The organism is Paenibacillus selenitireducens (assembly GCF_002021565.1).
In the GTDB taxonomy this organism is placed as follows: domain Bacteria; phylum Bacillota; class Bacilli; order Paenibacillales; family Paenibacillaceae; genus Paenibacillus_K; species Paenibacillus_K selenitireducens.
Genome location: NZ_MSZX01000004.1, coordinates 377,217 through 392,157 on the forward strand (window position 1 = coordinate 377,217; position 14,941 = coordinate 392,157).

General features: G+C 40.1%; 17 protein-coding genes. All 17 read left to right on the forward strand.

Annotated features, from left to right (window positions below; genetic code table 11):
• The first annotated feature begins 29 nt into the window (after positions 1–29).
• The 17 genes from BVG16_RS12265 (at position 30) to BVG16_RS12345 (ending at position 14,930) form a co-directional block, all read left to right on the forward strand.
• A complete protein-coding gene (locus tag BVG16_RS12265; protein ID WP_269845590.1) occupies positions 30–1,238 on the forward strand; it encodes an MFS transporter in 1,209 nt (402 codons plus the stop codon).
• Positions 1,239–1,473: 235 nt separating this feature from the next.
• On the forward strand, positions 1,474–2,304 hold the full coding sequence (locus BVG16_RS12270) for a methyltransferase domain-containing protein (RefSeq protein WP_078498959.1): 831 nt from the start codon (positions 1,474–1,476) through the stop codon (positions 2,302–2,304).
• A 130-nt stretch (positions 2,305–2,434) separates the two neighbouring features.
• On the forward strand, positions 2,435–2,995 hold the full coding sequence (locus BVG16_RS12275; RefSeq protein WP_078498960.1) for a TetR/AcrR family transcriptional regulator: 561 nt from the start codon (positions 2,435–2,437) through the stop codon (positions 2,993–2,995).
• A 137-nt stretch (positions 2,996–3,132) separates the two neighbouring features.
• Positions 3,133–4,740: an oleate hydratase gene (locus BVG16_RS12280; protein WP_144027381.1), complete on the forward strand. Its 1,608-nt coding sequence runs from the start codon at positions 3,133–3,135 to the stop codon at positions 4,738–4,740.
• A 15-nt stretch (positions 4,741–4,755) separates the two neighbouring features.
• Complete coding sequence (locus BVG16_RS12285) at positions 4,756–5,046, forward strand: BTB/POZ domain-containing protein (protein WP_078498962.1); 291 nt, start codon at positions 4,756–4,758, stop codon at positions 5,044–5,046.
• A 218-nt stretch (positions 5,047–5,264) separates the two neighbouring features.
• Entirely contained in the window at positions 5,265–5,975 is a 711-nt protein-coding gene (locus BVG16_RS12290; RefSeq protein WP_078498963.1) for a DUF421 domain-containing protein, read from the forward strand.
• Between the two features lie 653 nt (positions 5,976–6,628).
• The gene (locus tag BVG16_RS12295) at positions 6,629–7,162 is read left to right on the forward strand and encodes an HAD-IIIA family hydrolase (RefSeq protein WP_078498964.1); all 534 of its coding nucleotides are present in this window, start codon (positions 6,629–6,631) and stop codon (positions 7,160–7,162) included.
• A 46-nt stretch (positions 7,163–7,208) separates the two neighbouring features.
• A complete protein-coding gene (locus BVG16_RS12300) occupies positions 7,209–8,222 on the forward strand; it encodes an aminoglycoside phosphotransferase family protein (RefSeq protein ID WP_078498965.1) in 1,014 nt (337 codons plus the stop codon).
• Between the two features lie 256 nt (positions 8,223–8,478).
• Positions 8,479–9,054: a GNAT family N-acetyltransferase gene (locus tag BVG16_RS12305; protein ID WP_078498966.1), complete on the forward strand. Its 576-nt coding sequence runs from the start codon at positions 8,479–8,481 to the stop codon at positions 9,052–9,054.
• Positions 9,055–9,137: 83 nt separating this feature from the next.
• Positions 9,138–9,623: an HXXEE domain-containing protein gene (locus BVG16_RS12310; RefSeq protein WP_078498967.1), complete on the forward strand. Its 486-nt coding sequence runs from the start codon at positions 9,138–9,140 to the stop codon at positions 9,621–9,623.
• A 212-nt stretch (positions 9,624–9,835) separates the two neighbouring features.
• Positions 9,836–10,690: an ankyrin repeat domain-containing protein gene (locus tag BVG16_RS12315; protein WP_158081676.1), complete on the forward strand. Its 855-nt coding sequence runs from the start codon at positions 9,836–9,838 to the stop codon at positions 10,688–10,690.
• Between the two features lie 22 nt (positions 10,691–10,712).
• Complete coding sequence (locus BVG16_RS12320) at positions 10,713–11,102, forward strand: ankyrin repeat domain-containing protein (RefSeq protein WP_078498969.1); 390 nt, start codon at positions 10,713–10,715, stop codon at positions 11,100–11,102.
• 279 nt (positions 11,103–11,381) lie between these two features.
• Positions 11,382–11,906 (forward strand): hypothetical protein, encoded by a 525-nt coding sequence (locus BVG16_RS12325; RefSeq protein ID WP_078498970.1) that lies wholly within the window; start codon positions 11,382–11,384, stop codon positions 11,904–11,906.
• Positions 11,907–12,151: 245 nt separating this feature from the next.
• Complete coding sequence (rpmJ, locus tag BVG16_RS12330; RefSeq protein ID WP_078498971.1) at positions 12,152–12,265, forward strand: 50S ribosomal protein L36; 114 nt, start codon at positions 12,152–12,154, stop codon at positions 12,263–12,265.
• 179 nt (positions 12,266–12,444) lie between these two features.
• Entirely contained in the window at positions 12,445–13,368 is a 924-nt protein-coding gene (locus BVG16_RS12335; RefSeq protein ID WP_078498972.1) for a hypothetical protein, read from the forward strand.
• Between the two features lie 85 nt (positions 13,369–13,453).
• On the forward strand, positions 13,454–14,191 hold the full coding sequence (locus BVG16_RS12340; protein WP_078498973.1) for an ABC transporter ATP-binding protein: 738 nt from the start codon (positions 13,454–13,456) through the stop codon (positions 14,189–14,191).
• A complete protein-coding gene (locus BVG16_RS12345) occupies positions 14,184–14,930 on the forward strand; it encodes an ABC transporter permease subunit (protein WP_078498974.1) in 747 nt (248 codons plus the stop codon). The genes BVG16_RS12340 and BVG16_RS12345 overlap by 8 nt, the downstream gene beginning before the upstream one ends.
• Positions 14,931–14,941: the final 11 nt, after the last annotated feature.

Consider the following 14,941-nt stretch of genomic DNA (forward strand, 5'->3'; position numbering starts at 1 on the left):
TTTTTGTTTTATCATATCTACAATTCTATATATATAATTATAAGTGGAGGCTTACCTATTCAATGAAAAAGACGAACCCGTTGCTTATCTTGATTCTAGCGTTAGGCGTATTCGGTATTATTACAACGGAAATGGGGATCATAGGTGTTTTACCTCAGGTAACTCAAAGATTTCATATTTCGACTTCACAGGCCGGATGGCTTGTAAGTATATTTGCTCTCGTCGTAGCCATTTCAGGTCCATTCTTGGTATTGCTCGTTTCCGGTATCAATCGTAAGGCCATTCTATTAACCGCCGTACTTGCGTTTGCAATATCCAATATTGTCTATGCCTATACAACCAGGTTCGATGTCATGTTAATTTTTCGTATTATCCCCGCTATCGTTCATCCTGTCTTTTTTTCGGTCGCGCTTGTGACGGCAGCCCAACTTGTCCCTCCGGACAAAAGCGGTAAAGCTGTTACGAAGGTTTTCGCGGGCATCACGGTCGGGTTTGCTTTTGGCGTGCCATTGACTTCATTCCTTGCAGAGAAGATTTCACTGGAAGCCGCTTTTCTGTTTGGGGCTGTTGTAAGCATCATTGCTTTTGTAGGGATACTTGCTTGGCTGCCATCCATGCCTGTTAAGGAGAAAATGTCTTACGGCAAGCAACTTGGCATATTACGCAAACCTCAATTGTGGCTAAATATATTGACGGTCATTTTTATCTTTGCAGCGATGTTTTCGGTGTACAGCTACTTTGCAGAATATCTTGGACAAGTAACCGACATGAACGGCTCATGGATTAGTATCATGTTGATGGTCTTCGGTATTGTCATGATCTTCGGGAATTTTATATTCGGGAGCTTGCTGCATAAAAGCATTACAAAGACCGTCATTATTTTTCTACTGCTATATGCGGCCGTTTACCTGCTTGCTTATTATGCGGGTTCCTATTTCATACCGATGTTAATTATCGTATTTCTATGGGGGGCAGTGCATTCCGGCGGACTTATTGTCAGTCAAGCCTGGTTAACGACAGAGGCCCAAGAAGCTCCCGAATTCGGCAACAGTTTGTTTGTCTCTTTTTCCAATCTTGGAATTACGTTAGGGACATCGATCGGTGGTTGGTTTATATCTCGTTTGGGAATACATCAACTCATCTGGAGCGGGATGATGTTTATCGTGCTTGCTTTCCTCGTGATCCTGTTAAAATCAAAGATGACCAAGTCGAACGCAGAGAAAGTAAACGTACATTAAACGTACGAGGACCATGGGTTTACTTTTAAAATAGCCGAAAATAAAGCGCCCCTTAATGTATACATGGAGGACCACCTAGATGTGGTAACCGCATGAATACAGGAAGGGGTGTTAAACGTTTTCATTGGACATTCCCATGTTTCGAAAAGGAGAATAAGAGTGTCGTATCGAATGGATACTCTAGCATTGTTAAGTGCTGCTTGAATGCAGCTAAAGCCGAGGAGAGTGACAATCGATGGAAGAACGGAACTCAACATATGACGTTAAGCATGCCAGTATAGGCGTAGAAGCTGAGCTCAAACGATTACAGGCGCAAGCCCTGATGGGCTGGGAAAAAGAATTTAGGACATTGCAATGGTATGGACTTCAAGATGGTATGAAGGTGCTAGAAGTAGCCTGCGGCCCAGGATTCGTTACGGAAAGACTTGCTGCAAGCTTACCGAACAGCCCGATTACTGCATTAGATATCGATCAAGGCCTGCTGGATAAAGCAAAAACTTTGCTGGGGGATGTTTCAGAATCCAAGGTTCAATTCGTGCAAGCTTCCGTATATGATACAGGGCTTCCTGACAATGAATACGATTTTGCGATTGCAAGACTACTATTTCTGCATTTGCATGACCCATTACAAGCAGCGCAAGAAATCATGCGTGTCTTAAAGCCAGGCGGGAAGCTTGTTATTATTGATATTGATGATGGTATATTCGGGGTGATCGAGCCTGATGTGGAGGTACTGCCACTTATTTTGCAGAAAATCTCGCAATCTCAAGCCTCCAATGGAGGGAATCGGCATGTTGGTAGAAGCTTGCCGCGACTCTTATCCCTGGCAGGGTATCAGGATGTGGATATGGATGCCGTTATCCAGCATAGTGACTTGCACGGTATGGATGGATTCAAGCAGCAGTTAGATAGCAACCGCTTCGTAGGATTTTATAAAAGAGGGGTAATTAGTCAATCGGAATACGAGAAGTTACAGCAGTCTTATGAGAATTTTATTCAATCCTCTGATCCTCTAGCGATGATGGTGTTTCTGATGGCATGTGGAACAAAACCCGAAGCGGAGTAAATGATAAAACGTGGATTTGATGATGAACACACTTTATTCTAAAATCGATTTTTGCTCACGCTGGCACGGCGCAGGTATAATAGATGTGAGTTATTAATAACTCTTGATAGATTGGAAGGAGCTGTGCGACATGTCCGTGATGACCAAAAAAGCTTTGTCCTCCTCTTTAAAAGCAATGATGGAACGATCGTCGCTAGATAAAATCACAGTGAAAGATCTTGTTGCCGACTGTGGAGTGAATCGCCAGACGTTTTATTATCATTTTCAAGATATATATGATCTGCTCAGTTGGATCTACAAGACGGAAGCACTGGATAGTATCATAAATTATCGTACATACGACACGTGGCAGCAGGGTTTTCTTAAGATATTTCATTATGTACTGGATAACAAGAAATTCTGCATGTGCACCTATCGGTCCATGGGGCGAGAACATTTGGAACTGTTTCTCCACCAAGCGGTATTCGAACTGCTCATGGGCGTCATCGAAGAGGTCAACGCAAATATGCAGGTAAGGCTGGAAGATAAGAATTTTATCGCGAATTTTTACACGTATGCGTTTATCGGGATTATGTTGGAGTGGATCCGTAACGACATGAGTGGAGATCCAGGGATTATTATAGATCGATTGAGTGTCCTTATTGAAGGTGATATGGAAAAAGCAATTAATAAGTACGTAAAGAGCTGCTAAACTGGCGGCTCCATGTACTCTATCTATTAGACAATGTGAGGGTTGTGTATAAATTTTATACACAGCCCTTTTGGTGTCTAAGGTAATCCATCCGTATGTGCAGTATATTGGGTTCACGGACAACAATAAATGAACATATGGAGGTTACATCGATGAAAAAAGAATACGGAAACAGACAAGTTTACTTTGTTGGAGGCGGTCTAGCATCGCTCGCAGGTGCATCCTATCTTATACGAGATTGTGATTTTCCAGGAGAAAATATTCATATTTTAGAAGGCATGCACATTCTCGGAGGAAGTAATGACGGTGCGGGCGATAAAATGCAAGGTTTCGTATGCCGCGGCGGTCGGATGTTAAACGAAGAAACCTACGAGAATACATGGGAGCTGCTAGCTTCCATTCCTTCCATTGAGCAAGAAGGGGTGTCCGTATGCGATGAGATTCTAGCTTTTGACCATGAACATCCGACACATGCGAATGCTCGCTTGATTAATAAAGACGGCGAGGTTCTGGATGTTATGTCGATGGGCTTTAATACAGCTGATCGATTAGCACTTGGAAGATTAATGATTACACCAGAGGAGAAACTGGACAATTTGCGAATCTGCGATTGGTTTGCGGAAACACCTCATTTCTTCGAAACGAACTTCTGGTATATGTGGCAGACGACATTTGCTTTCCAAAAATGGTCCAGCTTGTTTGAATTTAGACGCTATATGAATCGTATGATGTTTGAATTTTCACGTATTCAAACGCTTGAAGGGGTTACACGTACGCCTTACAACCAATATGATTCGATTATTTTGCCAATCAAAACGTATCTTGATGGATACGGCGTTGATTTCAGCTTAAAATATACGGTAACGGATCTCGATTTTGAAGAAGGCGACGGGATAACGGTAACAGCGATCCATTATGAGCAGGATGGCAAATCGGGTATGATTCAACTCCGTAATGGTGATTTGTGCATCGTGACCAATGGCTGTATGACCGATAATGCAACTTTAGGTGATCTGAACACGCCTGCGAAGATGCTGCCTGAGGATCCGATGTCAGGAAACCTGTGGGCGAAGATCGCAGCTAAAAAAGAGGGACTTGGTAACCCAACACCATTCTTCGGTAATGCAGAGGAAACAAACTGGGAGTCCTTCACCGTTACTTGCAAGGGTGATAAGTTGTTGAAGATGATCGAGAAATACTCTCGCAACAAACCGGGCAGCGGTGCGCTCATGACATTCAAAGATTCGAATTGGCTGATGTCCATCGTTGTTGCGGCGCAACCTCACTTTAAAAATCAACCGGCAGATACGACAATATTCTGGGGATACGGCTTGTACACGGATAAAGAAGGCGATTATGTCAAGAAGCCAATGCGAGATTGTACAGGTAAAGAGATGCTCGTAGAGCTAATTCACCATCTGCATATGGAAGAGGATATGGATGAAATCATGGATAGCGTCGTGAATGTTATTCCATGTATGATGCCTTACATTGATGCCCAGTTCCAGCCGCGTGCGATGAGCGATCGTCCAAAAGTGGTGCCAGACGGCTCCACGAACTTGGCCATGATTAGTCAGTTCGTTGAAATTCCAGAGGACATGGTATTTACGGAAGAATACTCGATTCGTGCGGCCAGAATTGCTGTCTATACCTTGCTAGGATTGAATAAGAAGGTCTGTCCGGTCACACCACATATGTATGATGTTCGAACCTTGTTGAAAGCTTTGAATACTTCATACAGATAAAGGAGGAAGCCATCGATGAACGGAACATATAACATTACGATGCAAACCCCAGTAGGCATGGAAAAAGGAACAATTACCTTCTCACAGACTGGAGACGTGCTTAGCGGTTCAATGAACATCTTAAGAAGTAGTAACGTTTTTTCGGACGGGAAAGTCGAGGGGAATGCGTTCGAATTCTCAGGGGAGATCAAGAAGTTAATTACCAAAATTCCTTTTACAGCAAAAGGCATGATTGACGGAGATCTTCTGACGGCTGTAGCCGATACGAAATACGGCAACCTTAAGATCAAAGGGAATCGGGCCTAATAAGTACATTAAAATAAATAAAATTTAATCATAGTTCCATAAAGAAAGGGCACTCGCGGAGTATAGCGATTGCCCTTTCTTCGTTTTGGCTTTGTCCAGCAGGCTCCATTGAAAATTGAAGTAGTTCCAATGTTTATTTACGTGTTTATCGAACTTTAATTAAGGGTATATTAAACAATTAGAGTAGAATATAAGATAATAGGAAATAGGATGGTTCTATGGGACAATTTTTTGAGATCTTAATAAGATCAGTAGCTGGATTTGGTATCATGATGGTCATTGCTCGAATTCTTGGAAAAGCAACGATTTCGCAAATGACCTACCACGATTTTGTTGCAGCGATAACACTAGGTGCATTGACCGCCAATTTTGCTTTTAATGTAACGATGAGTACCTGGCAAATACTTGTTGCGTTGCTCACCTTCGGCGGTATTGCATATCTATTAATGGTCCTTGCCATGAAAAGCCGCATGCTGCGAAAATGGATCTCAGGTCAACCGACAGTTATAATGCAAAATGGAAAGATTTTAGAGAGCAACATGCGTAAACTGAAAATGACTTTAGATATGTTAAATCAGGAGCTAAGGGAAAAAAATATTTTTAATATTGAAGAAGTTGAATATGCTGTGTTGGAATTGAACGGAAAAATTACGGTGCTGCGTAAGGAGGAGTACCTACCTGTGTTGCGAAAAGATTTGAATTTACAGGCGGGTATGAGACAATCTTTTCCGGTCGAATTAATTATGGACGGTGAAATCATTGATGATAATCTTAAGCAAAATGGTATCGAAAAAGAATGGCTTTTGTCCCAAGTAAAAATGAGAGGATTCTCAATCAATAACATTGATTATGCTGTGAAAAGTGCAAACGGACATTTATATTTTGATTTATATAAAGATCAGATCCGCCATACAGTCGATAAAGAATAGATTTAATCTATTCGTTTACCTAAAGTCATTAGTGGAATTATATCGAATACTGGTGATTTCACAGTTGCTATTCTCGTTGATCTCGCATTCTCTATAGTATCTTATAGGAAAGCGAGGTGTTAGATATGACTCGCAGAAGAAGAAGAAGAATTGATCGAGTGACGATTGTATTTAGACGCACATCTACTGGAACCAGAATTATTACATCCTTCACTATTATCGGCAGCGCAAGACCATGTAGACGATTCATAGTCATCGGTAGACGCGTGATATTTGCTGAACGTTGTCTTTTGTCGAACGGATTCATAATTGTTGCTACTAGTCGGAATTCTATTACTTTTGAACGTATTCGTTAAATGAAACAAGAAGAAGTGGTAACCTTTAAGTCGGGTTACCACTTCTTTTGTTATGATCCGATCGTAATCAACCAACGTAAGATATCCTTTGGTTTCAATGTAGCAACCTCGAAAGGAAGTTCGAGGCGTTATGCCCGGATTGGGGGAATCAGTACGTCAGGCCGCGATGTTGAATTAGTCATTGAAATTACGACTGAACTCCCCCTATACAAATAAAGGATATTACCTGAAGTGTAGAGAAATCATTTCATGGTAGAAAATTTGTATGCTGAGTAATATGAAGAGGCGGTGTGGTTTATGAAATTTCAAGCAGTCTTTATAGATCGGGACGGTACAATTGGGGGGAATGGCCACTTTATTCATCCACGCGATTTTACGCCGTATCCTTTTTCGGTTGAAGCGATTCATGAATTGAAAGCCATGGGGATGAAGGTGTTTGGATTCACGAACCAACATAGAATATCCCGTGATGAGGCTAAGGCAGATGATTTTATGCAGGAGTTTAGCGGATATGGATTGGATGGAGCCTATATATGTCCCCACGAACCTGAACATCTGTGTAAATGTCATAAACCAGCACCAGGTATGTTGCTACAAGCAGCAAGAGAGCATGATTTAGATTTAACGAAATGCATCGTAATTGGAGATGTAGGTTCTACGGATATGTTAGCTGCTGCAGCTGTCGGGGCCACGAAAATCCTTGTCAAAACGGGTTGGGGTGAAGGATCCTTAGGTCAATTTAGAGCTTCATGGGCTCACACGGAGCCGGATTATGTAGCAAATAATTTGTTAGACGCAGTTCATTGGATTAAAGGGCGATTCGGAATATAACCAACGACTAAAGTTACCCATATTCACCTAAAGGGGAATGCCCAAAATGAATAATTTACAGTACAATGTACAATTCGAAAAATTATGTCATGTGATGCGGCTTGGTGAAATCGTAGGTACGCCGGAAGTGATGTCTGGTGGGCTTTTACATCGAATGTATGCCATTCAAACCACGAAGGGGAAATATGCTATCAAAGCATTAAACCCTCAAATCATGCGTAGACCAACCGCAATGGAGAACTATATCAAATCAGAACAAATCTCCAATATTGCAGCCAAACATATCCCTGCTCTTCCAGCTCAGAAATGTAATGATGCTTTCATACAAAAAATAGATCATCAATTCTATCTTGTATTCGATTGGGTAGAAGGTAATAGCCTCAAACCTAATGAAATCTATAACATTCACTGTGAAAAAATAGGGGCTATTCTCGCAGATCTACATCGGACGGATTTTTCAGAAACATGCATGATCAATGAGGGCTCAGGCCCTGCACAGATCATCGATTGGAATCATTATTTACATAAAGGAGAAGAAAGTAACCGAGAGTGGGTTAACCAACTGCTTGCAATACTAGATAACCTTTATGAGTGGAACGCTCAGGCCAATAAATCGGCAAAATTGCTTACTTCAGATAGGGTTATTAGTCATAGGGATTTAGATCCTAAAAATGTGATGTGGAACCAAGACAACCCAATTATTATTGATTGGGAAGCTGCGGGATATATAAATCCGATGCAAGAATTGACCGAAACTGCTGTTTACTGGTCTGAAGATGATGGGGGAAACCTGGAGAAACAAAGATTTTTATCTTTTATAGGTGGGTATAAAAAAAGATACGGAATATTAAAATCCAATTGGAGTACGGTCCTCGTACATGGCTTTTTAGGCAAATTAGGCTGGCTGGAATATAATTTAAAACGGTCTTTATGGCTTGAATGTACAGACGCAGAAGAACAGAAGTTGGGGACTGCTCAAGTAACAGCAACGATATGCGCCATTGAACGTTATGCTGAAATGATTCCTGAATTAGAAAAATGGCTGGATCATGAGGTATAAGTACTTTTGCCAGTGTGTTGGATTTCATTGTAAATAACCCAAGATTTTGATACTGTTAGGGACAGGATATATTTGGGAGGAGGATTAACGCTATGCCAGTAACTTTGTAATGGTTCATTAAAAATTCAAACTATTACAAGGATGCGAAGCATAGTGTGAAATCTCACGAGATGCGGCGAATCCTTGTGGATTGCTGCATTATTTTTGCGTCTATTTTCACTGCTTTGTATCCCTTCTATATATTAGGAGGAAATTTATGAGTAATTTACAAAATACAGGTAAAAACATCTTTACAATCGAGTGTGAAGACATCATTTTACGTGAATATATGGTTGAGGATTTGGACGATATACACCGTATTACTTGGGAACCTGAAATTTATGAGTTTTTGTTAGATTGGAACGTATCCAAGGAGCAACGAGAAGACTTTTTAATAAATTATGAAATACCAGAAAACAAACAGTTTTTAAAGGCTGTATCCGAAAACGGGGATATTGGACACCATTATTTACGATTGGGAATGATATCTAAAGAGACAGGTAAGTTCATCGGCTGGTGTTGTACCGGAATCTTAGATAAATTGCCACCACCTAATCGAGAGATTTTTTACGGGATCTCCAAAGAACATAGCAGGAAGGGTTATATGACTCAAGCTGCAAAGGGTTTAATTACGTATTTGTTTGAGAACACCAATGTTGAGGAACTTATCGCGATTGCACAGGTACGTAACGTTCCATCGAATAGGGTCATACAAAAATGCAACTTCGAATTCCAAAATAGGATAGAGATCGAAAACAAGATATTTAATTATTACAAACTCAGAAAGAACTAGTTGAACATCGGAAAAGTTAAGGGGCTGCCATAGGGCAGCCCTTAGTTTTAAGTAGAAGAAAGAGATAGAGAGGAGTTTTATTGATGGAAGAATGGGTTATTTTATTTTTATTCGCGATTACACTCCATAATGTAGAAGAGGCATTATGGTTGCCAGCGTGGTCGAAGTACGCATCAAAATACCATAAGCCTGTAGGAAAGAGCGAATTTCATTTTGCAGTTATTATTATTACATCTTTGGCGTACTTATCCGCTTCTTTTTATCTGTTTTTTCCCAATTCCATGATAACTAAATATATTCTTGTTGGTTTTCTAGGCTCTATGATTATGAATGCGATCTTCCCGCATTTGCTTGCAACGATCATTTTAAAAAGATATGCACCAGGCCTTGTAACGGGGATTTTATTAAACATACCTATTAATAGTCTAGTTCTTTATCAATTTTTTCAACGCGATGAAATCACATGGATAGGGTTATTATTATCAACTCTAATCTTAGGCGGAGTGTTATTAGGGATAATTCCTATTTTATTTAAAATCGGAAAATCGCTAGTGAACAACTATTCGTAATGGTATGGATTAAATGAGTGGTTACAACTGGCAAAGTTGTCCTATGGATGTAAAGTCGCAGGTAGTGAACCCCGCTGAAACTAGTGGGTAACGATGATGTGGGAGTTTATTGAAGAAATGTGAATCTAGTTGTATTGAGGACAGGCTAGTTGAACAAAAAATGGAATTATGATATTGTAATTTTGTAATTAAAAATACAAATGGAGTCCTTTATGCAAAATAAAAAGCAGAGTGTAGTAATATCCATCCGCTTAGATGAATTATCGTTACGTGCTGTTGATTTGTTAATTGAATCGGGATTAGAAACAAATCGCTCTCGTGCAGTTTCCCATTTTATTAATGCTGGTATTAAATCATCAGAAGATCTGCTAGTTAAGGCCCAGCGTCTTGCAGATAATGTTCATCAACTAAAAAGTGAAATGATTGAGGCTGTAAAAATAAACAATCTTGAAAAAGTTGCTGAACTTATAAATAAAGATTCGATGCTTGTAAACGCAAGTAATGACAAGGGAGAAACAGCGGTTCTTATGTCCGCCTATTATCGAACAAATGAGATTAAAGAGTTGCTTGTTAGTAACGGTGCTGAACTAAATGTTTTTGAAGCATCAGCCATCGGAAACATAACCCAACTGAAGAAGTTGCTAAAAAAATCACCAGAATTTTTACATAACTATAGTAATGATGGCTTTACACCTCTAGGGTTAGCGTCTCATTTTGGTAACGAGGAAACCGTAAAATTTTTACTGGATCATGGTGCAGATGTAAACGCAAGAAGCAAAGATGAGAACTTAAACAACATGGCGATACACGCGGCGATCGCGGGGAATCACGAGCATGTTGTAAGAACTTTAATTGCTAATGGAGCAGATATTAATGCTAAATGTGAAGGGAAGTGGCGTTCAGGGTATACTCCACTTCATGTTGCTGGGTATTTTGGTAGAGAATCGATCATTAAGCTTCTATTAGAAAATGATGCTGATAAAACCTCTTTAAACGATGATGGGGAAACAGCATATACAGTAGCCATATTAAAAGGGCATCATGAGTCAGCCGAACTCTTAAAATAAATTAAATTAGAGGAGATTATTAATGGAAAACAAACAATCTATTCGTCCCGAACTTGTTCAAGAGTTCGTAGGCAATGCCCATGGTGACTTAGACCGAATTATGCAACTACTCGATCAAGAACCAGGTCTTGTAAATGCATCGTGGGATTGGGGAAATGGTGATTGGGAGACTGCTTTAGGTGCTGCCGCTCATATGGGTAGAAAAGATATAGCGAGTTTTCTTTTAAGTAAAGGGGCTCGCCTTGATCTTTTTGCAGCTGCTATGTTAGGGAAGATCGACATTGTCAGAGCTATACTGAATGATAATCCTAATCTGAAACATTCACTTGGCCCTCACGGTATCCCACTGATAAATCATGCTGAAGCAGGTGGAGATGATTCTGTCCAAGTTCTTGAGTTCTTAAGACAATAAGTATTTGCGAAGCTGGATCAATTTGTTCTAATCCTGAATTTGATACGCTAATGAGAGACGATAATGTAGGAGTTTGCGATGAGGCAGCTCCTTTTTCTTTTGGTGAAGTAACGTGCAGGTTGGTTTAATGCAGATGTGTAAATATATGGGAAATAGTTAACGTTATGCTCTGAAACCTAAAGGATGAAGCTTCCAATGAGAGGCAATCCGCTGTGTGTCTCCTTGAACGCAAGCTTTACTTGTTGCTGAGAAGATAATTTGCATAAGGAGTCTCCAATAATGAATAAAATCTCAATGATCCTTCTTTTTATTTGTTTTATTTTAGCGGGTTGTAACGCTGATACAATCAATACACCTAGATACGAAGGTAAAAGCTTAATTATTGGCGTTATAGGAGATGCTCCGAATATAAGAGAAAAAACTGTGAACTTCAAAAAAATTACTTTTAACCAATTAGAGGTTCCAAATCTTTCTGCTGACTTTGACGCCATTTTCATTATGAAAGAACATCTATCTGAAGCTGCAAGACAACAATACGCTAAAATATATAAAAATGCAGGTATCCCTTTTTTCTTTATAGAGTCTAAGAAATCATATCTCCCTTTTATAAACGAAGAAATGTCTTACGAAGATGTTCCTGATCTTACATCGGATAATTATGCTACAGGTTACTTTCAATCGGGGAAGGAATATCGACATTGGGGTTATGGGTTATACAACGATAAAGCAAATGAACGTAATATTGAGGATGTTTATACACGGATTTTCACAACAATTGAGACCTTTGAAGTAGCTGTGAAGTAAGGATCCTCAAATGGATAAAGCGCTCGAACCGCATGGTGGTCGATTTGATGGGGTTCCTATCGGGAAGGTCAAGTGTAATAAGTATGCTAACGGCAGCTTAGTTGAATAAGGATAATAATCTTCATTTCCAGTGATTATCAATTGATTTGTCAATATAGATTAATATACTATATACATATACTCATTTCTATACTGACAAAGGGCAGATTGCAGATTAAAAGTAATCTGGCAAGGAGGAGTTTCTAATGAAAGTTAGACCATCTGTAAAACCTATTTGTGAAAAATGTAAAACCATTAGAAGAAATAGAACCGTCATGGTCATCTGCGAGAATACCAAACACAAGCAAAGACAAGGTTAATCCTCTAAATCCAAGGAACACTGTAGCATTAATTTACAGTGTTCCTTTTTTTATAGTCAAAAATCAATTATGACTTTTGTTGATTTAATAAGAATTTAATAAATGCTTCACAAGGTTTTCAGTTTTATTGCCTATGATTGATCTTGTAAGTCAAATATCTTACTTTCAGGAGGTAGAACATGAAGAAGAAATGGTTAATGCTAGGCGGCGCACTAGGTATTAGTAGCGTGATGATGATTACAACAGGAGTAAGTGCATTTGCGAGTACATCCGGGTATGACGCGTATAAATCTGCACTGAAGAACACAAGAACGATTCAGAATGTAGCTGTGCAAGCATCCGCTTCTTTGCAGGATAATGGCAATGTTCTTGCTAGCGCGGCAGGTAACTTCAAGGTCAGTCTAAACACACAGACCGCGAGCGGTAGTGCGGATGTGAAAGCGAATGGTGCAACACAATCTGTTAACTTCTATAAGCTGAAAGATCAAACCGTACTTAAATCTAGTACAAATGATACGTATTATGTCGAACAAGAACGTGACAAAGAAAAGAACAAGAACGATGCAAAAGAAACGCTAGATCCGCAAATCTCACAACAAGTTGAGACGGTTATTGATGCGCTAGTAGGGAACTTGAAGGATTATGTCGCTGTAGATGCGAAGACAGATGGTTCCAAGGAGGTTTCAGCTCAACTCGATAATTCACAACTTCCAACTGTCGTGAACGCAATCGCACCGATTGTGATTAAACATGCTTCCAATCATGAGCAAGATGGGGAGAAGAAAGATAACAATGCGAATGAACTTCCATTTAATCACGATGTACTTCAAGCTTCGACACCTCAATTGACGCAAGATATTAAGATTGAGAAGGTTTCCTTCAAAGCTAATATTAACGCTGCTAATTATATTGAGCATCAAGAAGCTGACATCACGATTTCCGGTAAAGATGCTAGCGGCACAGCGCATCAAGTGACTGTACACCTGCAGGCGAATCTTTCGGGTTATAACACAACAACACCGGATACGATAGATCTTTCTGGTAAAAAAGTTCAGCAAATGGATAATCATCAACATGGTAAATTTCATGGTGACAATGAATAATTAAGTAACGATGATGGAACAGCAGCAGATAGGCTCTACTCAGCGTCTATCTGCTGCAACACCATATGAAGGAGGAATCATCCAAATGGATCCGATACTAGAAACGCATCAACTTACGAAAGTATACCGTAATAACAGAGGGATTCGAGAAATCAGTCTGCAGCTGCATGCCGGTGATGTGTATGGATTACTTGGGCCGAATGGGGCAGGCAAGACAACATTTTTGAAGCTCATTACAGGTTTGATCCGTGCGGATCAAGGGAAGATTACACTCTTTACTGGAGACCTAATCGATCAATTTGAAGAGGGCATGCAGCATGTCGGCTGTATGATTGAATCAGCAGATTTTCATGATTTTATAACGGCATGGCAATATTTGAAGTTAGTGGGTCGATTCTATCCGAATATTACGGATCAACGAATTACGGAGGTATTAGAGGTTGTAGGCTTGATCCAAGTTCGCAAAGATAAAATCAAGAATTATTCGACCGGCATGAAGCAGAAATTAGCGCTTGCTGCGGCTATTTTGCCGAATCCGAAGTTTGTTATTTTGGATGAACCTACGAACGGTCTGGACATTGAAGGTACGGTCATGTTTCGTCGGCTTATTAAACAGTTGTCTGAGGAGCATGGAACCACATTCCTCATCTCTAGTCATATGATCCACGAACTGGAGCAACTATGTAATCGCGTGGGGATTATTGTCGATGGGCAATTGATTCAAGAGGGGTATGTATCTGATTTGCTTGCGAGTGGGCAATCGCTGGAACAATTCTATATTCACGAATTAGAATGCAGGAAAGGGGGGAAGGAAAGTGCATAAATGGAGAGCTGGGTTTATCAATGAGCTATGGTTGCTCTTATATCGCAAGAAAATGATAGCATTCTTCACCTTCTCGGTCATTCTTCCGATTCTGCTAGCCGTATCACTTCACGCATTACAGCCGATATTGGGACTTGTAGCGGTTAGCCAATCCTTTCCGATTCAGATGTTAAGTATTTATACGGTGGTATGGATTCCCCTCTTCATCTTAACCATGACGGCAGATCTTTTCCCGAGTGAAGTGGCTACACGAACCTTGAAGCTTGCTTTTTTACGGCCCAATACGAGATTTCAAGTGTTCTGTGCGAAGGTTGCAGCACTCGCTGTGGGGATAGGTGCGTTACTTGTATTATTAGGCGTGGTTACGTTGATTTGTAATGTATTTGCAGGTACAGCCCTTAGTTTCGCAGAGGGAATGGGTGTATTCAAGGCCTATGTTGCTGCTTTCGTGGCGATGGTCGCGCTATCTGCTGTCTTTGTTTTTGTATCTCAATTTTTCAAAAGTGTGAGTGGGTTTATGGTATCTGCCATTGTACTTTATGTGGCATTGAAAATTTCACCATTTCTACTGAGTGCCATGTCTACGTTCTCACCAGCTTCCTATACCGACTGGCATATGCTATGGATTAGCCATACCGTTGCGGTAGGTAAATTATGGTCCACTTCACTTTACTTGTTATCCAGCTGTGTGTTGTTTTTTACACTAGGTTACTATATATTTGATCGAAAAGAAGTGTAAACGGGGAATTT

What these genes read in the sequence shown, in the direction of transcription:
- BVG16_RS12280 (WP_144027381.1), top strand. Translation starts at nt 3,133, where the DNA reads ATGGAGGTTACATCGATGAAAAAAGAATACGGAAACAGACAAGTTTAC.
- BVG16_RS12275 (WP_078498960.1), top strand. Translation starts at nt 2,435, where the DNA reads ATGTCCGTGATGACCAAAAAAGCTTTGTCCTCCTCTTTAAAAGCAATG.
- rpmJ (WP_078498971.1), top strand. Translation starts at nt 12,152, where the DNA reads ATGAAAGTTAGACCATCTGTAAAACCTATTTGTGAAAAATGTAAAACC.
- BVG16_RS12270 (WP_078498959.1), top strand. Translation starts at nt 1,474, where the DNA reads ATGGAAGAACGGAACTCAACATATGACGTTAAGCATGCCAGTATAGGC.
- BVG16_RS12300 (WP_078498965.1), top strand. Translation starts at nt 7,209, where the DNA reads ATGAATAATTTACAGTACAATGTACAATTCGAAAAATTATGTCATGTG.
- BVG16_RS12310 (WP_078498967.1), top strand. Translation starts at nt 9,138, where the DNA reads ATGGAAGAATGGGTTATTTTATTTTTATTCGCGATTACACTCCATAAT.
- BVG16_RS12325 (WP_078498970.1), top strand. Translation starts at nt 11,382, where the DNA reads ATGAATAAAATCTCAATGATCCTTCTTTTTATTTGTTTTATTTTAGCG.
- BVG16_RS12340 (WP_078498973.1), top strand. Translation starts at nt 13,454, where the DNA reads ATGGATCCGATACTAGAAACGCATCAACTTACGAAAGTATACCGTAAT.
- BVG16_RS12285 (WP_078498962.1), top strand. Translation starts at nt 4,756, where the DNA reads ATGAACGGAACATATAACATTACGATGCAAACCCCAGTAGGCATGGAA.
- BVG16_RS12305 (WP_078498966.1), top strand. Translation starts at nt 8,479, where the DNA reads ATGAGTAATTTACAAAATACAGGTAAAAACATCTTTACAATCGAGTGT.
- BVG16_RS12335 (WP_078498972.1), top strand. Translation starts at nt 12,445, where the DNA reads ATGAAGAAGAAATGGTTAATGCTAGGCGGCGCACTAGGTATTAGTAGC.
- BVG16_RS12315 (WP_158081676.1), top strand. Translation starts at nt 9,836, where the DNA reads ATGCAAAATAAAAAGCAGAGTGTAGTAATATCCATCCGCTTAGATGAA.
- BVG16_RS12320 (WP_078498969.1), top strand. Translation starts at nt 10,713, where the DNA reads ATGGAAAACAAACAATCTATTCGTCCCGAACTTGTTCAAGAGTTCGTA.
- BVG16_RS12290 (WP_078498963.1), top strand. Translation starts at nt 5,265, where the DNA reads ATGGGACAATTTTTTGAGATCTTAATAAGATCAGTAGCTGGATTTGGT.
- BVG16_RS12295 (WP_078498964.1), top strand. Translation starts at nt 6,629, where the DNA reads ATGAAATTTCAAGCAGTCTTTATAGATCGGGACGGTACAATTGGGGGG.